Genomic DNA, 21,952 nt, shown 5'->3' on the forward strand with positions numbered 1-21,952 from the left:
AAAATTGGATTAAAAGCGATTATAACCAAACTCTAATAAAATCTTATGTATAATCGCAAGCTTATAGTATTCGATAAAATTTTTATAAAAGTCAGGAGAAAAAGTGACTCAGTGGATTGAAAAAATTAACAATGCGAAATCACTTGAAGAGTTAGAAAATTTAAGAATTGACACTTTGGGGAAAAAAGGTGTATTAACTTTAGAATTTGCTAAAATGAAAAGTGTTCCAAATGAAGATAAAAAAGCTTTTGCAGAAAATTTAAATATACAAAAAACTTTAATAACGCAAGCTTTAGATACAAAAAAATTAGTTTTAGAAAAAGATGCTTTAAATGAAAAATTAGAAGCTGAAAAAATAGATGTAACAAAATTTAACAATGAATTATCTTGTGGTGCGACTCATCCAGTTGTTGAAACAATGAATAAAATTATTACATATTTTCAAAATTTAAATTTTGCAGTAGAAGAAGGACCTCTTGTTGAAGATGATTTTCATAATTTTGAAGCCTTAAATTTACCAAAATATCATCCAGCACGTGAAATGGCAGACACTTTTTATAATAAAGATTTTACACTTTTAAGAACTCATACTTCTCCTGTTCAAATTAGAACTATGCTTAGTCAAAAATCTCCTATTAGAATGATTGCTCCAGGAACAGTTTTTAGAAGAGATTTTGATATTACGCATACACCAATGTTTCACCAAATTGAAGCTTTAGTTGTTGATGAAGCAGATAAAGTATCTTTTGCTAATTTAAAACATGTTTTAGTTGAGTTTTTACAACATATGTTTGGTGAAGTTGAAGTTAGATTTAGACCATCGTTTTTCCCATTTACAGAACCGTCAGCAGAAGTTGATATCTCTTGTGTTTTCTGTAAAGGTGATGGGTGTAGAGTTTGTTCACAAACTGGTTGGCTTGAAGTTTTAGGCTGTGGTGTTGTAGATGAAAATGTATTTAAAGCAGTTGGTTATGAAAATAAATCTGGATATGCTTTTGGATTAGGTATTGAAAGATTTGCAATGCTTATTCATAATATTGGAGATTTAAGATCACTGTTTGAAAGTGACACAAGATTATTAGGACAGTTCAAATGATTATTACAAGAAGTTGGTTAGAAGAGTTTATTAATATTTCAAATATTTCTACAAAAGATATTTGTAAAACGCTAAATGCAATAGGTCTTGAAGTTGATAGTCTTGAAAGCTTTGATATTGCATCAAAAGTTGTAGTAGGAAAAGTTTTAGAAAAAGAAAAACACCCAGATGCTGATAAATTAAATGTTTGTCAAGTTGATTTAGGTGATAAAACAGTTCAAATAGTTTGTGGAGCTCCTAATGTTGATGCTGGACAATTTGTAGCAGTTGCTACTATTGGCTGTGATTTAGGAAATGATTTTATAATAAAAGAAGCAAAATTAAGAGGTGTTGAATCAAATGGTATGATTTGCTCTTCTACAGAACTTGGACTTCCAAAATTAAATGATGGAATTATGGTTTTAGATAATTCTATTGGAGAATTAGTTTTAGGAAAAGAGTTAAAAGATTATAAAAAATTATGTGATGATGTTATAGAAATTGGTTTAACTCCAAATAGAGGTGATTGTTTAAGTATTTATGGAATTGCTAGAGAATTAAGTGCTTTTTATGATATAGATTTAATAGAGCAGGATAAGCAAATAAGTTATAGTGAATTCAGTATAGGACAACTCTTAGAAATAAATTCTGATAGTCATATTGATGCTGATTTATCTTATAAAGCTATTGATTTTACTAATTTTAAATTATCATTAATAAATAGGTTAAGAACAGCAATTATTGGAAAATATGAAAATAGTAATGATATAAAAAATATATTAACTTATACTACTCATGCAATAGGTGTGATATTAAATGCTTATACAAAAGAAAAAGCAATCAAAAATGGTGAACTATATATTTTAGATGTTAAAAAAGATGAAAATGGTTTTGATGCAGTTTATGGAAATGAAAAATTAAGTACTATTTGTGTAGAACATAAAGAAATAGATGTTTCTAATATTAGTGATTTTATAGTTGAAGCTTCATATATAAATCCAGATTTAATATCAAAAAGAGTGTATGAAAAAAAGATAAAAACAGGTGAAATTTATTACAAAGCAACAAGAGGAAGTGAACCTGATATAGAATTTGGAATGAATTATTTTTCATCATATATTTCTAAATTAGGTGCTTTAATTTATAAAGGAAATGAAAATTTCATTGAAGATAAAGAAAAAGCATCAATTGATGTAAATATAAATAAAGTAAATTCTATTATTGGACAAGTAATAGATAAATTTGAAATTGAAAGAATTTTAGTATCTTTAGGATTTGAAGTAAAAGAGTCTATTGATGATATTTTAATAGTTAAAATTCCTCATTTTAGACATGACATAAAAAATATTGCTGATGTTACAGAAGAAATTGTAAGAATAATTGGGATTGATAATATCATTTCAAAACCTTTAGAGATTGATGAAGTAAATAGAGTAAATAAAACTTCAAAAGATTTAATCAAAAAAAATAAACTTAGATTTAAAGCTATTGAAAATGGTTTTTTTGAAACTTTAACTTATGTTTTTGCCTCTAAAGAAGATCTTCAAAAATATGGATTCAAAACAGTAAAAGATGATTTAGAACTGATAAATCCTATTGTAAAAGAGTTAAATACATATAGAACAACAATACTTTTAAATCTTGTTGAAGCTTGTTCAAATAACTTTAAAACAGGTTCTCGTTCTACAGCTTTTTTTGAAATTGGAACTATATTTGATGAAAATAGAAATGAAAGTAAAAAAATTGCTTTCATTCAAACTGGAGCAATGGAACTTGAAGATATTTCAAATGCTGGAAAACCAAAAAATATTGATTTTTTTGCTTTTGCTAAAAAAATACTAAATACTATTGGAAAATTTGATTTAGAACCAATGAGCGAAATTTCAAATTCATTTATTCATCCATATCAAAATGCGAATGTTTTTATTGATGGAAAAAATGTAGGGTATATTTGTAAATTACATCCAAGTGTTTGTTTAGATTTTGATTTAAATGATACATTTGTTGCTGAAATTGATTTTGAAGCTGTAAAAGATGAACTTTTAAAAACTTCTTCTTATTCAAAATTTCAGTCGTCTAAAAAAGACTTAAGTATTATTGCACCAAAATCTCTAGAATATAAAGAGATAAAAAAAGCAATAAATTCTTTAAATAATCCAAATATCAAACAATATAACTTAATTGATATTTATAGTGATGAAAAGTTAGGTGAAAATGAAAGTTTAACAATTAGATTTGTTTTACAAAGTGATGAAAAAACTTTAGAAGAAGATGATATTAATTCAATAATAAACTCTATCTTAGAAGTTTTAAAACAAAAATTATCTATTGGATTAAGGTAAAAGGATAAAAAAGTGGAAAAATTTAACATCAAAAAATTGACAAAGCCATTCAATATTGAAATAGATTCAATAGCAAGTGACAAATCAATATCACACAGATGTGCTATGTTTTCACTTTTTTCAAATCAAACTTCATATATAAAAAATTATTTAACAGCAGAAGATACTTTAAATACTTTAAGCATTGTTGAGCAACTTGGAGCAAAAATCAAAAGAGATGGAAGTTATGTTGAGATAACTCCCACTTCAACTTTAACTGAACCATCTGATGTTCTTGATTGTGGAAATTCTGGAACAGCAATGAGACTATTTTGTGGTCTATTAGCAAGTGTTGATGGAAGTTTTATTTTAACTGGTGATAAGTATCTAAGAAATAGACCAATGAAAAGGGTTGCAGATCCTTTAAGAAGTATTGGTGCACTTATTGATGGAAGAGAAAATGGAAATAAAGCACCACTTTTTATAAGAGGTGTAAAAGAGCTTAAACCATTTACTTATCATTCTCCTGTTGATTCAGCACAAGTTAAATCAGCTATGATTTTAGCAGCTTTAAGAGCAAATGGAATTTCAAAATACAAAGAAAATGAATTAACAAGAGATCATACAGAACGAATGTTAAATGGAATGGGTGCAACTTTAGAGTATGATAATGATGGTTTTATAAATATTCATCCTTTAAATGGTCATTTAAAACCTTTAAATATTACAGTTCCAACTGACCCTAGTTCAGCATTTTTCTTTGCAGTTGCAGCAGCTATTACTCCAAAATCAAGAGTTTTAATTAAAAATGTAACATTAAATCCAACAAGAGTTGAAGCATATCAAGTTTTAAAAAGAATGGGTGCAATTGTAAATTTTATTGAAAAAGAGAATGTTTATGAACCAATTGGTGATATCGAAGTAATTAACAACGAACTAAATGGTGTTGATGTAAGTGAAAATATCTCTTGGTTGATTGATGAATTACCAGCTCTTTCAATTGCTATGAGTTTAGCAAAAGGCAAATCAAAAGTTTCAAATGCAAAAGAGTTAAGAGTAAAAGAAAGCGATAGAATCTCAAGTGTAGTAAATAATTTAAAGCTTTGTAAAGTTGATTTTACAGAATTTGAAGATGGTTATGAAATAGTTGGTGGTTCTTTACAAAAAGCAGTTATAGATTCACATGGAGACCATAGAATTGCTATGAGTTTTGCAATTGCTGGATTAAACTGTGATATGGATATTGAAGATATTCAATGTATAGAAACATCTTTCCCAAATTTTAAAGAGATTTTGGACTCATTATATTAAAAACAATTCGTTGTTTTTTTTAGAGAAAGAAATGACTAAATAAAAGTTCCTAAAAATTGGAACAATTTTAAGGGTAAGTGATGGAAGTAAAATTAGCATCTAATTATGGGTTTTGTTTTGGCGTTAAAAGAGCAATAAAAATAGCAGAAGAACACCAAAATTCAAGTACAATGGGACCTTTGATTCATAATCAAGATGAAATAAATAGATTAAAAAATTCATTTAATGTTGGTTTATATTCAAATTTAAGTGATGTAAAACAAAATGATACAGTAATTATTAGAACTCATGGAATACCAAAAAATGATTTAAAAAATTTAAAGGCATTGGATGCAAAAATAATAAATGCAACTTGTCCTTTTGTTACAACTCCTCAACAAATAGTAAAAAAAATGTCAAGTGAAGGATATTCTATTCTTATCTTTGGTGATGCAGAACACCCTGAAGTAAAAGGTGTACAATCATATGGTGAAGATCAAGAGGATGTTCATATTGTATTGGAAGTAGCAGATTTAGACAAGATTACTTTTAAAAATAATAAAATTGCTACAGTTGCTCAAACAACAAGAAAAAAAGAAAAATATCTTGAAATTGTAAATGCATTAATTTTAAAAAACAAAGAAGTTAGAGTTTTTAATACAATTTGTGATGCAACTTTCGAAAATCAAGACTCTGCAAGAGAGCTTTCAAAAGAAGCAGATGTTATGATTGTAATTGGTGGAAAAAATTCATCAAACACAAAACAGCTTCATTCAATTTGTTTAGAAAATTGTTCAGATTCTTATCTAATTGAAAATGAAAATGAGTTAAAAGACGCTTGGTTTTTTAATAAAAAGTTATGTGGAGTAACAGCAGGTGCGAGTACACCAGACTGGATTATAAAACAGGTTATAGATAAAATCAAATCAGTCAACTAAGAGATTTAAGTCAAATTTTTGTATAATCGTCCCATTTAATAAAACTGGTAAATACGAAGGAATAATATGGGTATCGAAGATATAGATTTAGGTGAAGACTTTGATTTTGAGCAAATGCTTAATGAGTCTTTTGAGAATGCGGAAAATAATTCTGTAGTTGATGGTGTAATAGTTGAAATTTCTAACGATAGAGTTTTAGTTGATGTTGGTCAAAAAATTGAAGGACAATTATCAGTTTCTGAAATTACAATTGGCGGTCAAGTAAAATATAATGTTGGTGATGTAATTCCTGTTATGTTAATGGGAAATAAAGGTGAAAGACCTAATATTTCACATAAAAAAGTTCTTCAAAAAGAAAAATTTGACAATTTTGTAAAAACTCACGGTGAAGATTTTGAAGATGTTACAATCGAAGGTAAAATAGTTTCAGTTAAACAAAAGGGTGGTTTTGTAATTGAAGACGCTGCTGGTTGTGAATATTTTATGCCAATGGCACAATCTTATTTAAAAACTCAAGGTGCTATTGGAAAAACTGTAAAAGCTAAAGTTATAAAAGTTAACAAAGCTCAAAATTCAATTATTGTTTCAAGAAAAAAATTAATTGAAGAATCAAAAAGTGTAAAAGACAATAAAGTTGCAGAAATTTTAGAGAAAAAAGAAGCAATTAATGGAATTATTAAAAAAATAACTTCTTATGGAATGTTTGTTGATTTAGGTGGAATTGATGGTTTAGTAAACTACAATGAAATCTCTTATAAAGGTCCAGTTAATCCTGCAAATTATTATAATGAAGGTGATGAAGTTTCAGTTGTAGTATTAGCTTATGATAAAGCAAAACAACATTTAAGTTTATCAATTAAAGCAGCTCTTTCAAATCCATGGAAAGAGATAAAAGATCAATTAGAAGTTGGAGATACAATTACTGTTACAGTTTCTAATTTTGAATCTTATGGAGCATTTGTTGATTTAGGAAATGATATTGAAGGATTATTACATATTTCTGAAATTTCGTGGAATAAAAACTTAAAAAATCCAAAAGAACTTTTAACTATTGGTGATGAAATCAATGTTGAAGTTATTGAATTAAATGTTGAACAAAAAAGATTAAGAGTATCTTTAAAAAATCTTCAAGAAAAACCATTTACTAAATTTATAAATGAACATAAAGTTGGAGATGTTATTAAAGGTAAAATTGCAACTTTAACTGACTTTGGAGCTTTTGTAAATATTGGTGATGTTGATGGATTATTACACAACGAAGAAGCTTCATGGGAACCAAATGCAAAATGTAAATCATTATTTAAAAAAGGTGATGAAGTTGAAGTAAGAATTATAAAAATTGATAAAGAAAAAGAAAATATTTCTCTTTCAATCAAAGATATTTCTGATTCTCCAGCAAAAAGATTTCAAGATGCTTATAAATTAGGTGATATTGTAAAAGGTCCAGTTAAAGATATAAAAGATTTTGGTATTTTTATAAAATTAGAAAATAATCTTGATGGATTAATTAGAAATGAAGATTTTGGGCCATTAAAAGTTGATGAAGTAAAAAATGGTGATGAAATTGAAGCTGTAATTATAAATATTGATACTAAAAAGAATAGAGTGAGATTATCTGTAAGAAGATTAGAACAACAACAAGAAAGAGAAGTTTTAAAATCTGTAAATGATGATACATCTATGACTTTAGGTGATATTATAAAAGATCAAATAAAGTAGGGATTATTTAAAATGAGTAAACATACAATTGTAGTTTGTGACCATATACATGAAGCTGGTTTAGAGATTTTAAAAAATACTGACGATGTAAATTATGTATATGCAGCAGATATTGATAAAACAGAATTATTAAATGTTATAAAAGATGCTCACGTAGCAATTACAAGATCTTCAACTGATGTTGATGAAAAGTTTTTAAATGCCGCTGTTAATCTAAAAGCTCTAATTAGAGCTGGAGTAGGTTATGATAATGTTGATATTGATGGTTGTAGTAAAAGAGGAATAATTGCTATGAATGTTCCAACTGCAAACACAATAGCGGCAGTTGAATTAACAATGACGCATATGTTATCTTGTATGAGAAAATTTCCTTATGCTCATAATCAATTAAAAAATGATAGAGTTTGGAAAAGAGAAGACTGGTATGGAAATGAACTTTATGGTAAAAAATTAGGTGTTATTGGTTTTGGTAACATCGGTCATAGAGTTGCATTAAGAGCTAAATCATTTGAAATGGAAGTAATTACTTACGATCCATATATTCCTTCAACTAAAGCAACTGATTTAGGTATCAAATATACAACAAATTTTGAAGATATTTTAGCTTGTGATATTATTACAATTCATACACCAAAAAATAAAGAAACTATCGATATGATAAGTTTTGATGAAATCAAAAAAATGAAAGATGGTGTTGTTTTAATTAATTGTGCAAGAGGTGGATTATATAATGAAGAAGCATTATATGAAAACCTAAAATCAGGAAAAATTGCAATGGCTGGAATTGATGTATTTAAAAAAGAGCCTGCAACTTCAAATCCTTTATTAGATTTACCAAATATAACTGTAACAGCTCACTTAGGAGCAAATACAAAAGAATCTCAAAAAGAAATTGCTATTCAAGCAGCAAATAATGCTATTGAAAGTGCACGAGGAATTGCTTATCCAAATGCTTTAAATTTACCAATTGATGAGAGTAAAATACCACCTTTTGTTAAACCATATATTGAACTTACTCAAAAAATGGCATTTTTATTAGCTCAAATTAGTAAAAGTGAAATTAGATCAATAAATGTTTCAGCTGAAGGTGAATTAGCTGATTATTTAGACTCTTTACAAACTTTTGCAACTTTAGGCATTTTAGCAGTTAGTTGTGGAAGTGAAGTAAACTATGTAAATGCAAATTTTATAGCAAAAGAAAAAGGTATAGATTTATCAGTTTCTGCTTTAGCAAATCATAGTGGTTATAAAAATAAAGTAACAATAAAAATAACTACAGTAAATGGTATCAAAACTATATCTGGAACAGTTTTTGCAGATGATGTTCAAAGAGTAATTGAACTTGATGGTTTTGCAATTGATGTTGATCCAAAAGGTAAAATGATTATTATGAAAAATAAAGATATTCCAGGTGTTATTGGTACAGTTGGAAAACTTTTAGGTGATAACAAAATTAATATTGCTGATTTTAGATTATCAAGAGGGAAAGATGGTATAGCTTTAGCTATTGCTTTAATTGATGAAAAAGTAACTTCAGAAATAATAAAAAATCTTGACAACTTAGAAGCTACAGTAGCAGTAGCTTATGCAGAAATTTAAGGAGAGAAATATATGGCAATAGGAATGAGCGAATTAAAGAAGGGATTAAAAATCGAAGTTGATGGAGTTCCTTATAAAATTACAGAATACCAACACGTAAAACCAGGTAAAGGTGCAGCATTTGTTAGATGTAAAATAAAATCATTTTTAAATGGAAAAGTTATTGAAAAAACTTTCCATGCAGGTGATAAATGTGAAGTTCCAAACTTACAACAAAAACAAATGCAATTTTTATATGATGATGGTGAATTATTACAATTCATGGATACATCAACGTATGAACAAGAAGGATTAACTTACGAGCAAGTTGGTGATGCATTTGATTGGATTATTGATGGAATGCAAGTAGATATGATGTATTTTAACGGAAAAGCAATTACTGTTGAACCACCAATGGTTGTTGAACTTAAAATAATTGATACTCCACCAAACTTTAAAGGTGATTCTCAAGGTGGAAGAAAACCAGCTACTTTAGAATCAGGTGCTGTTGTACAAATTCCTTTCCATATCTTAGAAGGTGATGTAATCAGAGTTGACACTAGAACAGGTGAATACTTAGAAAAAGTAAAATAGTAGCAAAGCTACTATTTTCTTTTTAGAAAAACTATCTTATCTTTTCCAATAAAATTTTCATGAATTATTTCAAAATCTAAATCAATTTCATTTAAAGCATTTTGTCCTTTTCTTATTTTTGGACTTATTATTAAAATAAAAAAATCGATTCTTTCTTTTAATTTATCAAGTAGATTATATACGCCTTCTATCATAATAAATTTATAATCAAGTAATTTATATAAATCATCACTTATCAAGACTTTTCTATTTGGAATTTTAAACAAAGGGATATTAGTATCAAATACTTTATTTTTACTATATATAAATATATCAGGATTTTTTCCTTGAATATATCGAGTATCAAGTGTTGGTTTATCAATTCTTACGCTATTTCCACCAATAACAAGTAAATCAATCTTATCTCTTAATGTATGAACATATGCTAAAGCTCTATTTGAAGATATTTTTCCATCAATACTTCCATTTAATGTTTGTGCCATTTTAAAAAAAATACAAGATTTATTTTGCCAAGAGATAAATGGTAAAATTAGATTTAAACCATCCTTTTCTAATATGCCTAATGTAACATCAATATTTTCATTTTTAAGCGTTTCTAAGCCTCCTGTTGCTTGTTTATTAGGATCTTTTACGCTAATAATTACTCTTTTGGGTTTTAACTCTTTTAAAAGGTTTGCACAAGAAGGAGTTTTGCCTATATGATTGCAAGGTTCAAGTGTTACATATATTTCACAATCATTAAAAAAACCATTATGATTTTGTAATAAATATTGGTGAATATCAAAAGATGAATTTTTTGTTTTTAAAATACTATTTGGATTATCTTTTAAATAAGCAGTTTTAAGAGCATTTACTTCAGCATGAGGCATACCAGCTTCTTTATGTGCTTCAACAGCTAGTAATCTTTGATTTTTTACAATAACACAGCCAACAGCAGGATTAGGATAAGTTAAAAGTTGATGTTTCCAAGCTTCATCAATGGCAAGTCTCATATAAAAATTATCATCAATTTTCATAATTTGACTCTATTTTTACCATTCAAAATAAGTTGCAGCACTTAAGATATTATCATAAGTTAATTCTTCGTTCCCAAATTCAGTTTTAATTACAATTTTTTCTTCATCTGCGCAAACCAGCTCTCCTTTGAAAACTTCTGTTGCAAAATTTTTTACTTTTACTTTTTCTCCAATTGAAGCATGAAAATGATCAACTTTTTTCAATTTTCTTTCAATTCCAGGAGAACTAACTTCTAAAAGATATTCACCATTCATAGGTTCTTCAACATCTAAAATTGGAGATAACATTCTTGAAATTTCTGCACATTTATCAAGATTAACTCCACCTTCGCAAGTTATGCTAACTCTAAAAATATTTTTGTCATGTTCTCTTAGAGTTGATATGTCATATAGCTTAGCACCAAGACTTTCAACTGTTAATTTTATTGATTCTTCTAAACTCATTCTTCACTACTTTTTGTTTTTCTAATTTGTGCAAATAAATCTTCAATATGTTTTGACTTTTCTAAACTAGTATCATTTACAAAAGTAAAATTAGGACATTTATACCAACTTGTACTTGCTAATACATCGCTTTTTATTCTACCATTTGCTCTATTTAATAAAGAAATAATAGCTTTTATTTCATCTTTATCAAAATCACTACCATCAAAATACACTATTGCATCATATTTACCATTTTTGCAGTTTACACCTGTAATAGGTAAAGAATTAATTCTTTCATCATCTAAATTAGATAATGCTTGAGGAATTAATTCCATTAAAAGTGATTCTGTTCTTTGAAGATTTATACTTTTCATCTTAATCGTCTACTGATACTTTCTCTTCAATTTGAATAAATGTTTCAATAAAATCTCCAACTTTAATATCATTAAATTTATCAAACATAATTCCACATTCATAACCATTAGCAACTTCTTTAACGTCATCTTTAAATCTTTTTAAAGATGAAATTTTACCAGTATATGTAACAACACCATCTCTAATAATTCTTGCATGACCACCTCTGATTACTTTACCATCAGTTACTAAACATCCTGCAACTGTTCCAACTTTTGGAACAACGAAAGTATCTCTAACTTCAGCTTGACCAGTATTTTCTTCTCTTATTACTGCACTCATCATTCCAGAAAGTGCATCTTTAACATCATCAATTAAATCATAAATAATTGAGTAAGTATTGATTGTAACTCCATCAGCTTTTGCTTTTGCTTTTACTGAACCAGTTGGTCTTACATTAAATCCTAAAATAATACAATCACCACTAGCTCCTGCTAGTACTAAATCAGATTCAGTTATTCCACCAACAGCTGCATGAACAACTTTTACTTTAACTTCATCATTTGCTATTTTTTCTAAAGAACCTTTAATTGCTTCTAATGAACCACCAACATCAGCTTTGATAATTACTGGTAATTGTTTGATTTTTCCTTCGGCAATTAATCCACTCATCTCTTCTAAAGAAACTTTTGTAGATTTTGATAACTCTTTTGCACGTGCATGTTCAGCTCTTGTTGTTGCGATTTCTCTTACTTCTTTTTCTGTATCCATAGCAACTAAAACAGAACCAGTAGTTGGAACTTCATTTAATCCTAAAACAGTACCTGTTTGACTTAATCCAAGTTCTTTAACAGGTTTTCCACTATCGTCAGTAATTGCTTTTACTCTACCAAAAGTAGTATCACAAACTATATTATCACCAATTCTTAAAGTTCCATTTTGAACAATAACATTAGCTACTGGTCCTCTACCTTTTTCTAAGCTAGCTTCTATAACAGTTGCTTTTGCTTTTGCAGTAGGATCAGCTTTTAATTCTAAAATTTCTGCTTGTAATAAAATATTTTCAAGTAAATCTTCAATTCCATCACCAGTTCTAGCAGAAACTCCAATAAATTCTATATCTCCACCCCAATCAATAGGAGTAAGACCTTTTTCTGCCATTTGAGCTTTTACCATATCTGGATTTGCTGTTTCTTTATCCATTTTATTCATAGCAACGATAATTGGGCAACCACTTGCTTTTGCATGAGAAATAACTTCTTCTGTTTGCATTTTAACACCATCATCAGCTGCAACAACGATAATAATAATATCTGTTACGTTAGCTCCTCTTGCTCTCATAGCTGAGAAAGCTGCGTGACCTGGAGTATCAACAAATGTAATTTCTTGACCATTTTTAGTAACTGTATAAGATGTAATATGTTGTGTAATTCCACCAGCTTCACCAGCAGCAACTTTTGAACTTCTAATTTTATCTAAAAGTGAAGTTTTACCGTGGTCAACGTGTCCCATAATTGTAACAACTGGAGGTCTTGTTACAAATGATGATGTATCAATATCTTCTTCATCATTATAAGTTTCAACATAATTTACATCTTCTAAAGCATCTTTAACTGTTACTTCAATTCCAAACTCTTCACCAAGAATTTCTAATTCATCTTGTTTTAAAAAGTCATTTTTTGTAACCATCATTCCTAAACTAAATAAAACTGTAATAACTTCTGCTGGAGATTTACCACAAGCCTCTGCAAATTCATAAACTCTGATATCTTCAGGAATTGTAACTGATGTGATTTCAGCTTTTTCTTGAGTTCTAACGATTCTTTTTTTTCTTTTTCCTCTTTTTAAACCTTGAGGAACATTTCCAAATGCAGCTGGTTTTGAACTTCTTGATTGGTTTACAGGATTTTGAGGTTTTGGTTCATCGAATATTTTATAAGAATCGCTTAAATCCATATCTAATAAAACAATTTCTTCACCTAAAAGTGAATCTTCACTGCTTGAAAATTCATCTGAATATTCTCTATCAACATCAAGTTTTTTACCATGATCTTGTGTTTTTATAAGAGTTTTTTTCTTCTCTTTTTTAACTTTTTGTTTTCTTATATCATCATTTTCTTTATTTTTTGGTTCATTATATGATTTTTCTTCATCATCTGTTCCACCAAGTATTTCACTTAATGATTTCATTTGTTTTTTAGCTTGATTTTCTGTTATAGCTTGTTGCTCTTCTAGTTCTTCTTCTTTTGGTCTTTTTTTCTTAATAATAACTAGACCTTTTCTTTTTGGAACAATTTTATTTGGATTTTCTATATTTTCAGATTCTTCTTCAGATTTTTGAGGAGTTTTTGAAATTGGCTTTGAAATCACCACTTTTTTTACTTCTGGTTTTTTAATTTCATTTTCAATTTTTGGAATAGATTCTATATTCTCTTCTTGCGTTTTAACTTCAACTTCTACTTTTTTTTCTTCTTCTTTTTTTATTACTTTTTTTACTTTTGCAGGTTTGTTAACTAGCTTTTTGCTTTTTCCTGTCATCATATAATTTGTGATCTCTTCTGCATCTTCATAAGAAACTGCTGTTTGAGGAGATTTAAGTTCTATTCCTAAATCTTTAGCTTTTGCAATAACATCTTGGCTACTTGCACCTGCTTCTTCTGCAATTTCATAAACTCTTACTGTATCTGACATCTGTTAGAATCTCCTTAAGTTGTATAACATACTCATCTTTATTTTTACACTCTTTACAAAGAGGTTTTTCATATTTTTTATAATCTTTTTCATTTATAGTTTGAAATTTCAAAATACAAGCTTCACAGATATAAAAACTTCTTCCTAAATTGTCATAAGAGGACAATTTTTTATCTTTACATTTAAGTCTCAATAACTCTTTTTGCTCAAACTTCCCTTTACAGAAAATACAAGTTCTTAAGATTTTTTTTAAATTAGCCAAGCATTATATCCAAAGTATACTTAATTGCAAAAAATATCAAAGTTCTATTTTCACACCAGTATTATCAAAATCAACGACAAAAACTCTAAAATGTGGGAATTTACTTTTTAAAGCTTTTTCAAGATTTCTACTGTCATCAGTGTATGCCATTGAAAATAAAGTTGAACCTGAACCTGATAATGTACTCATTAAAGCGCCTTCTTTTAAAGCAGTTTTTTGTACATCAAAAAGTTCTGGCATTTGTTTCATCCTATATTTTTGATGAACTTGATCATTAGAAGCATGCTTTAACATTTCCCAATTTTCACTCATAAAAGCAGCTGTTAAAAGTGAAGAGTGAGAAATATTAAAAATAGTATCTTCTTTTGAATATTTAAATGGTAAAGCTTTTCTTGACATGGCAGTTGAAATAGCTCTATTTGGTACAACAATAACAGCTTTTAAACTTTTTGGAATAGCTTTATTTATATATTTTACTTCATTTTCTTGAACACAAGCAACGTTAAATCCACCCATAACTGCTGGAGTTATATTATCTGGATGACTTTCATAAGCAAGTGCTAAATTCAATAATTTATCTCTTTCTAATTTTATTCCTTCTATTGCATAAGCACTTGCAATTGCTGAAACAATAACAGCAGAAGAACTTCCTAAACCTCTTGATAAAGGAATTTCATTTTGAAATTCAAATCTAAAAAATCTTTTTTTATGAGATAAATTTTGATAAAAATCATTAAAAATAGAGATAAACATATTATTATCTTTAAGTGCTGGATTGTTTGCACCTTCACCTTTTAATGATACACTATGAAACTTTGAAGGTCTAATAATTACTTGATTTTTTAATGATACTGCAAGACCTAAACAATCAAATCCTGGTCCTAAATTTGCACTCGTAGCTGGAACGCTTACTTTCATAATGGAGTTTTCCTTTAAACAGCTGGTAAATTATAAATTGGCAGCGTTTCTTTATTAAAATTATATTTTTCTATACACATAGGTAATTTAAAGTCGCAGATTATACAATCTTTTTCTAAAAAATCTACTTTAAGGTTATTTGTTTCATTTATAAAGTATTTTTGACCTAAAGCTTTTATTGGTGAATTATTATTGAATTCAAATCCACTTATTGAGTTAAATTCTATATTTTTTGTAAGGCAAACGGTTTTTAAAAATATATAAGCTACTTTAATAGCCATAAAAGAACCAGGTGTGTTAACATAGATTATTTTTTCTATTTGGTATTCATTTAAAAGTTTTTGAAAAAGAGTCGGTAAAACATCACTTGTTTTACCATCTAATTTATACTCTTTGATTAGTTTTTTATTTTCATAAATTCCTATTAATAAAGGATTTGAAATAGTTATAACTAAAATTTCTATCAATTTTATAAACTTTCAACTTTTGAATAAGCCATTTCAAATACACTAGCTTCACTACTAGCTTCTTCTAAATCAATTATTTCATAGTTTGCTTCATCTTCATAAAGTTTTTTAGTTAATAAATGGTTTAAATGATGGCTTCCAGCAACCGCATCATATTCACCAACTAAAGTATATTCTAAAAGTGCCATATCACCAATTGCATCTAAGATTTTATGTCTAACAAATTCATCATCAAATCTTAAACCTTCTGGATTTAAAACTTTTGTTTTATCAAGTACAATAGCATTTTCCATAGAACCACCTTGTGCTAATCCTATACTTCTTAAATATTGTACTTCATGTAAAAATCCAAAAGTTCTTGCACGACTAATATTATTTTTATATTCTTCAATTGAGTAGTCAAAATGGAACTTTTGTTTTCCAATAGCAGGATGTTCAAAATTTATTTCAAAATCATAAACTATTCTATCTGATGGTTTTAAAGTTACTCTTTTTCCATCTTCTGTTGTGATTTCAATCTCTTTTTTGATTTTTATAGCTTTTTTACTTTTTTCTAACTCTTTTATTCCAGCTTCTTCAATAAGCATACAATAACCAGCAGAACTTCCATCAAGTACAGGAACTTCATCATTGTCTAATACTATTCGTAAATTATCTATACCATAAGCATAAATAGCTGATAAAAGATGTTCTATTGTAGAAATAACTACTCCATCTTTTCCAATAACTGTTGCCATTTTTGTATCAACAACAAACTCTTTTTTTACTGGAATTGTAACACCAGCATCACTTCTATAAAAGATGATTCCCATATCACTATCTAATGGTTCTAGTCTCATTTTAACTGGAACACCTTTATGAAGTCCTATTCCAACAATATCTACATTTTTTGCTATTGTTCTTTGTTTCATTTACTATTTTTTCCCATCTATTATTTTTATTGCATCTTTCATTGTTTGGTCAACATTTTTATTCATCCAACTAACATCTAACCATTCATTTGGATTTGCTTCTATTCCTTGAATTAAGATTCCAAAGTGTAAGTGATCACCAAATACTGCACCAGTTGCACCAGTATTTGCTATATGCTGACCAGCTGTTACAAAATCTCCAACTTCAACATTTTGACTACTTGTATGAGCATAAAGTGATGCAAGACCTAATCCATGATCAACAATAATACTATTTCCATAAATTCCTAAATAGTCTTTAAATATAACTTTTCCAGGATTTGTTATATTTATATCCGCTCTTTTTACACTTGCCCAGTCCATACCCAAGTGCCAAGCTTCATCAATTTTTTGATCATTATAAAAATAGTGTCTTCTTTCACCAAACATAGCAAAAGTAGCTGCATTTGGAAGTCTAACGAAAGTTTTTACATTGAAAGGAATTTGTTCACTATTTTTGAAGTTTTGTACTACAACATCTCTCATTGTTTGAACATTTTTTTGTCTTAATTCTTTATTTGCTTTTACAAAAATTTCTGCAGGTTCTAAAGGAACAGGCATATTACTCTCTTCTAGTACTCTTTTACTTATTGTATTTGCAAATTCATCAGAAATTTTTAATTCATCAACTTTTTCTTTAAATGGTTGAATATAGTATGGAATTTTTGTAATAGTTTTATTTCCAGCCATATCAACAGCTACAAGGTTAACTCTTTTAAACTCTTTTATATCAATAGGCCAAGTAATGATAGCTATATAATAATTTTTTTTGTAAAAAGGAAAAAGTTCAAAGATAACTTCATCATTAAAAGTTACATAATAGTCTTTTAGATTGTCATCAGCTACTTCTACAACTAAAACACCACTTCCTCCTTGTCTTAATAAATAAGAGTTTGTAATAACATTTGCAATTGGACTTCTTCTATCAATTATTATGTTAGAAGTTTTAACACTCTCATTTCCTTTAAAAAAATTCCATTTACTATTATCAAAAGCTACAATTTTTAAAGTACCATTTGTAGCTTTTAAAAACTCAGAATTTTTTGGTGCATAAATTTCAAGAGATACGCTATTTGAATCTTCTTTTACTATTTTTGTGTCTAAATTTATTTGACTTTGACCATCATTGAAAGTTACTTCATAAGATTTAATTCCACTTGCATCACCTATATCAATTTTTATAGGATTTTGTAAATTCCAATAAATATCTTTATCCATAACTTCATTTTGAACAATAATCTTTGGAGCACTTCTATCCAAAGTTAAAGCATATGCTAACACACCAACAACAACAAACATAATAGCTACAAGAACGTATAGCCAACTACTTTTTTTATTTATATAACTCAAGAATTTCCTTTAAAACTATATTTTTTGCGATTTCTACATCTTTCATTTCTAAAGTACAACCAGAGGCATTAAAATGCCCACCACCATTGAACTTAGACGCTATCAAAGCAACATCAATTTTACCTTTTGACCTTAATGATACTCTTGATACACCATTTACAATCCTTACAAAAAAAGCTATTCTCACTATAGCCATGCTCATAATCATATCAAGAGCATCTTCACAATCTCTATTGTGAGCTCCTGTTTCCTTGAACCACTCTTCTTTAGCAATAATTGAAGCAACGGCTCCTTCTTGATAAAGTTCTAAGCTATTTAAAACTTTTGGAATTATTCTATATTTTGCCAAAGAATCTCTTCGTAAAAGTTTATTTGCTATATCAGATGGACTAGCTCCACACTCAACTAAAAAATTTATTTTTTGGAAAGTTATCTCATCACAACGATTTAGTGAAAAAGCTAATGTATCATCATAAATTCCAACATAAAGAGCTGTTGCACTAGCTTTTGTGATATATAATCCATTGTGTTTGAAAAATTCGTAAACAAGTTCTGCTGTTGAACTTTTCATTGAATCCACAACATTTACTGTTCCAAAATTATCATTTGATTTGTGATGATCAAAATTTATAAGTGGAATATTTGAAGGAAGTTCAAATCCAAGTCTTCCATAAGTTCCACAATCAACACTAATAGCTAAATCAAAAAAACTAGGAAGTTCTGATGTGATTTTTTCAAATCTTGGTATAAAATCAAGGTTTTGTGGTAAATCAGAACTTATATTAAAAACCTTATGCTTTATTTTATTTTCATAAAATAGATTTGATAAAGCTAGAGCTGAACCAATAGAATCAGGATCTGGATTAACATGAGTAATAATTAGAATATATTTGCTTTTTTCTATTAATTCTAAAGCTTTAGTGTATTCTGACATATCAACTTTATTATTTAGAATAAAATCTTTTTTCAATATTAATCCTCCTTTTTCAAAATTAAATCTAACAAAAACTTACTAACCAAAAGTTAATCAACTCTCATTGAAAAGTCAAGCCAAGTTGCTTGATGAATGATACTTCCACTACTAATAGCATCAACACCTGTTAGTGCAAATTCTCTAATTGTTTGAAAATTTATATTTCCACTAGCTTCAAGCAAAATATGTGGATAGTTTTCATTTCTAAAAGTAACAACACCTTTTATTTGTTCAGGAGTCATGTTATCACACATTATTATATCTGCTCCAGCAGCCATAGATTCTTTTACTTGGTCTAAAGTTTCACACTCTATTTCTATTTTTGTAACCCAAGATATTCTTTTTCTAGCTTTTTTTACAAATTCTGCAAGATTATCAATAGTTCTTAAATGTGTATCTTTTAACATCAAACAGTCATCAAGTCCAAGTCTATGATTTATTGCCCCACCAATTCTTGAAGCATATTTTTCAAAATCTCTAAGTTGTGGTCTAGTTTTTCTTGTATCTAGTAATACAACACCAGTATCTTCAATCATCTTAGAATATTTATTTGCCATTGTTGCAATTCCAGAAGCATGTTGCAACATATTTAAAAGAGTTCTTTCACTTGAAAGTAGTTTTGAAGCTCGACCTTCTAAAGTTGCTAAAACATCACCCGGATGAATAAAATCACCATCTTGTTTTAAAAATACTATTTTGAATTTTTCAGTTTTAGCCAAAATATCTGCATATTTTACTCCTGCAAGTATTCCTTCACTTTTTGAAATAATTTTTGCAGTAAAATTTCCTTCAGGAGCTATATCAAAAAATAAATCTCCTCTACCATTATCTTCATTTATTGCATTTTTTACAAATTTTCTTATATTTATCATAATTCAAACATCCTTTCTAATGCTACTTTTGCCCATTTTATAGTCTCTTCATCTACATAAATTTCAGTTTCTTTTGAAATGCTATCATCTTTTATAGATTTTAAAGTTCGATAAACATCTTCTAAAGTAGTTTCATTCATAGTAGGACATTCTGGTTTTGTAGAACTTAAAATATAAGTATTTTTTGTTCTTAATCTATTTACCATATTAAACTCTGTTCCAACGGCTATTTTTTGCTCTGGATCCAAACTCTTAATATATGTTATTAATTGAGAAGTTGAACCTACAAAATCAGCTTTATCACAAACACTTGGATCACATTCTGGATGAACAGCAATCAAAATATCAGGAAATTTTTCTCTGTAAAAATCTATATCATCAGTTGAAAATTGTTGATGAACAGAACAAAAACCGTTATAACAAATAATATCAGCTTCTTTTAAATCACTTCCATCACCAACAACAGCTGATTTTAGATTTAGTGATTTAGCAAAATTTTGTCCTAAACAACGGTCAGGTACAAAAAATATTTTTTTACCTGATTTTAAACCTTTTTCTATAATTTTATAGGCATTTGATGAGGTACATACCATTCCTCCCATCATTCCAACTCTTGCTTTTACTCTCGCACTCGAGTTTATATAAGTAATTGGTAAGATATTTTCATTTGGTATTCCAGCTTCATTAATCTTTTTTAAATTTTGTTCAAAATAGCCTTCATCAATCATTCTAGCCATTGCACAACAGGCAACTTTTGGCATCAAAACTCTTTTTTCTGGACTCATTATTTTTACACTTTCACCCATAAAACCAACACCACAAAAAACAACAAATTTTGTATTTGTATTCATAACTTTTTTTGCTAACTCTAAAGAATCGCCAGTAATATCTGCTAATTCAAAAACTTCATCTCTTTGATAAAAGTGAGCAACTAAAGTTACATCTAATTCTTCTTTTAGTTTTTTAATCTCTTCTTTTAAATCCAAAATAAACCTTCATATTTTTATTAAGTGAGAATATAACAAATTTTTAGTTATAATCTGATTTATTTTAAACACAAATCAAAGGTTATTTATGGATTTTTTAACAAATCAAAATATAGTTTTTTATCTTCTTGCTTATTTAGTAGGTTCTATTCCATTTGGACTAATTTTAGCAAAAACTTTTGCTGGAGTTGATATAAAATCACAAGGTAGTAAAAGTATAGGTGCTACAAATGTATTAAGAGTTGTAAAACAAACAAACCCATCTTTAGCAAAAAAATTAGGAATTGCTACAGTATTACTTGATGCTTTAAAAGGAACTTTGGTTTTATTAGTTGGTATATATTATGGAGTAAGTAGCGAAACTCTTTGGGCAATAGCTGTATTGGCTGTACTTGGTCACTGTTATTCTATTTATTTAGGACTTGAAGGTGGAAAAGGAGTAGCAACTGGACTTGGTGTGTATATTGTATTAATTCCTTATTCAACACTAATTGGTGCACTCGTTTGGATAGTTTGCGCAAAAGTTTTAAAAATATCATCATTATCTTCTTTATTAGGATTGGTTGCTGCTGTTATAAGTGCAATATTTATATATGATGATTTAGGAATAAATTCAAATGTTCCTATGTACTTAATAGCATTTATTATTCTATATAAACACATTCCAAATATTGTAAGACTTATAAAAGGGCAAGAAAGTAAAGTTATATGAAAATAGACATAGAAGATCTTACTTTTAAATGTATTATTGGAATACTTGATTTTGAAAGAGTAAAAAAACAAAAAGTTATTATAAATTTGTCATTTGAGTATAATTTCTCAAATGATAAGTTCATAGATTATGCCCAAGTAGTAGATTTGATAAAACAAACTATGAAAAAAGAAAAATTTCAATTAATAGAAGATGCAATTTTATATCTAACAAAACTTCTAAATCAAACTTATGAGATAAAAAATCTCAAACTAAAAATCTCAAAACCAACAATATTAAAAGATTGTATTGTTAGTTTATCGAATTAAATAAAAATAAGTTTTTTTTAATTATAATATTTGTAATCAAATTGAAATAAAAGTCAATAAATATATTAATTTTTGAAGCATAAAATACGAGTAAAAAAGTCCTAAATAGCATTAGTGTAGCATATTTTAAAGGTTAATTGAAATCTAACTTA

Annotated in this window: 21 protein-coding genes; 9 read left to right on the forward strand and 12 right to left on the reverse strand. The window is 27.9% G+C overall.

The window, feature by feature from the left end:
- Positions 1 to 103: 103 nt before the first annotated feature.
- From B0175_RS08270 to efp, 7 genes are all read left to right on the forward strand, one after another.
- Positions 104 to 1,096: a phenylalanine--tRNA ligase subunit alpha gene (locus B0175_RS08270; RefSeq protein WP_046997103.1), complete on the forward strand. Its 993-nt coding sequence runs from the start codon at positions 104 to 106 to the stop codon at positions 1,094 to 1,096.
- Positions 1,093 to 3,417, forward strand: coding sequence for a phenylalanine--tRNA ligase subunit beta (pheT, locus tag B0175_RS08275; protein ID WP_108528129.1), 2,325 nt, complete (start codon positions 1,093 to 1,095; stop codon positions 3,415 to 3,417). Before B0175_RS08270 ends, pheT begins: the two co-directional genes overlap by 4 nt.
- A 12-nt stretch (positions 3,418 to 3,429) precedes the next feature.
- The gene (gene aroA, locus B0175_RS08280) at positions 3,430 to 4,707 is read left to right on the forward strand and encodes a 3-phosphoshikimate 1-carboxyvinyltransferase (RefSeq protein WP_108528130.1); all 1,278 of its coding nucleotides are present in this window, start codon (positions 3,430 to 3,432) and stop codon (positions 4,705 to 4,707) included.
- 80 nt (positions 4,708 to 4,787) lie between these two features.
- Positions 4,788 to 5,624: a 4-hydroxy-3-methylbut-2-enyl diphosphate reductase gene (locus tag B0175_RS08285; RefSeq protein ID WP_108528131.1), complete on the forward strand. Its 837-nt coding sequence runs from the start codon at positions 4,788 to 4,790 to the stop codon at positions 5,622 to 5,624.
- A gap of 66 nt (positions 5,625 to 5,690) precedes the next feature.
- Positions 5,691 to 7,343: a 30S ribosomal protein S1 gene (locus B0175_RS08290; protein ID WP_108528132.1), complete on the forward strand. Its 1,653-nt coding sequence runs from the start codon at positions 5,691 to 5,693 to the stop codon at positions 7,341 to 7,343.
- Between the two features lie 12 nt (positions 7,344 to 7,355).
- Positions 7,356 to 8,942, forward strand: coding sequence for a phosphoglycerate dehydrogenase (serA, locus tag B0175_RS08295; protein WP_108528133.1), 1,587 nt, complete (start codon positions 7,356 to 7,358; stop codon positions 8,940 to 8,942).
- Positions 8,943 to 8,954: 12 nt separating this feature from the next.
- Entirely contained in the window at positions 8,955 to 9,515 is a 561-nt protein-coding gene (gene efp / locus B0175_RS08300; protein WP_108528134.1) for an elongation factor P, read from the forward strand.
- Between the two features lie 11 nt (positions 9,516 to 9,526).
- Here the strand turns inward: efp and ribD are convergent, their stop codons facing one another.
- The 12 genes from ribD to nadA are packed head-to-tail and all read right to left on the reverse strand — an operon-like array spanning position 9,527 to position 20,780.
- Positions 9,527 to 10,531 (reverse strand): bifunctional diaminohydroxyphosphoribosylaminopyrimidine deaminase/5-amino-6-(5-phosphoribosylamino)uracil reductase RibD, encoded by a 1,005-nt coding sequence (gene ribD / locus B0175_RS08305; protein WP_108528135.1) that lies wholly within the window; start codon positions 10,529 to 10,531, stop codon positions 9,527 to 9,529.
- Positions 10,532 to 10,546: 15 nt separating this feature from the next.
- Positions 10,547 to 10,975, reverse strand: coding sequence for a ribosome maturation factor RimP (gene rimP / locus B0175_RS08310; protein WP_108528136.1), 429 nt, complete (start codon positions 10,973 to 10,975; stop codon positions 10,547 to 10,549).
- Entirely contained in the window at positions 10,972 to 11,331 is a 360-nt protein-coding gene (rbfA, locus tag B0175_RS08315; RefSeq protein WP_004510931.1) for a 30S ribosome-binding factor RbfA, read from the reverse strand. The genes rimP and rbfA overlap by 4 nt, the downstream gene beginning before the upstream one ends.
- A 1-nt stretch (position 11,332) precedes the next feature.
- Positions 11,333 to 14,002 carry a translation initiation factor IF-2 gene (infB, locus tag B0175_RS08320; RefSeq protein WP_108528137.1) on the reverse strand — a complete coding sequence of 890 codons (2,670 nt, stop codon included), beginning with the start codon at positions 14,000 to 14,002 and terminating at the stop codon, positions 11,333 to 11,335.
- Positions 13,977 to 14,264, reverse strand: coding sequence for a YlxR family protein (locus tag B0175_RS08325; protein ID WP_108528138.1), 288 nt, complete (start codon positions 14,262 to 14,264; stop codon positions 13,977 to 13,979). The genes infB and B0175_RS08325 overlap by 26 nt, the downstream gene beginning before the upstream one ends.
- 36 nt (positions 14,265 to 14,300) lie before the next feature.
- Positions 14,301 to 15,182 carry a homoserine kinase gene (thrB, locus tag B0175_RS08330; protein WP_108528139.1) on the reverse strand — a complete coding sequence of 294 codons (882 nt, stop codon included), beginning with the start codon at positions 15,180 to 15,182 and terminating at the stop codon, positions 14,301 to 14,303.
- Positions 15,183 to 15,196: 14 nt separating this feature from the next.
- Complete coding sequence (locus B0175_RS08335; protein WP_108528140.1) at positions 15,197 to 15,649, reverse strand: hypothetical protein; 453 nt, start codon at positions 15,647 to 15,649, stop codon at positions 15,197 to 15,199.
- Positions 15,650 to 15,651: 2 nt separating this feature from the next.
- A complete protein-coding gene (lpxC, locus tag B0175_RS08340; RefSeq protein WP_108528141.1) occupies positions 15,652 to 16,560 on the reverse strand; it encodes a UDP-3-O-acyl-N-acetylglucosamine deacetylase in 909 nt (302 codons plus the stop codon).
- 3 nt (positions 16,561 to 16,563) lie between these two features.
- Positions 16,564 to 17,949 (reverse strand): M23 family metallopeptidase, encoded by a 1,386-nt coding sequence (locus tag B0175_RS08345; RefSeq protein WP_108528142.1) that lies wholly within the window; start codon positions 17,947 to 17,949, stop codon positions 16,564 to 16,566.
- Positions 17,933 to 18,919 carry a DHH family phosphoesterase gene (locus B0175_RS08350; RefSeq protein WP_108528143.1) on the reverse strand — a complete coding sequence of 329 codons (987 nt, stop codon included), beginning with the start codon at positions 18,917 to 18,919 and terminating at the stop codon, positions 17,933 to 17,935. Before B0175_RS08350 ends, B0175_RS08345 begins: the two co-directional genes overlap by 17 nt.
- A gap of 53 nt (positions 18,920 to 18,972) precedes the next feature.
- Positions 18,973 to 19,794 (reverse strand): carboxylating nicotinate-nucleotide diphosphorylase, encoded by an 822-nt coding sequence (gene nadC / locus B0175_RS08355; RefSeq protein ID WP_108528144.1) that lies wholly within the window; start codon positions 19,792 to 19,794, stop codon positions 18,973 to 18,975.
- Positions 19,791 to 20,780, reverse strand: a complete 990-nt coding sequence (gene nadA, locus B0175_RS08360; protein ID WP_108528145.1) for a quinolinate synthase NadA — start codon at positions 20,778 to 20,780, stop codon at positions 19,791 to 19,793. Before nadA ends, nadC begins: the two co-directional genes overlap by 4 nt.
- 88 nt (positions 20,781 to 20,868) lie before the next feature.
- On the opposite strand from nadA, the gene plsY reads away from it, so the two are divergent.
- Both plsY and B0175_RS08370 read left to right on the forward strand, forming a co-directional pair.
- On the forward strand, positions 20,869 to 21,492 hold the full coding sequence (gene plsY / locus B0175_RS08365; protein ID WP_108528146.1) for a glycerol-3-phosphate 1-O-acyltransferase PlsY: 624 nt from the start codon (positions 20,869 to 20,871) through the stop codon (positions 21,490 to 21,492).
- On the forward strand, positions 21,489 to 21,800 hold the full coding sequence (locus B0175_RS08370) for a dihydroneopterin aldolase (RefSeq protein WP_108528147.1): 312 nt from the start codon (positions 21,489 to 21,491) through the stop codon (positions 21,798 to 21,800). Before plsY ends, B0175_RS08370 begins: the two co-directional genes overlap by 4 nt.
- Positions 21,801 to 21,952: the final 152 nt, after the last annotated feature.

Origin of the sequence: Arcobacter lacus (assembly GCF_003063295.1) — a bacterium.
Lineage (GTDB): Bacteria > Campylobacterota > Campylobacteria > Campylobacterales > Arcobacteraceae > Aliarcobacter > Aliarcobacter lacus.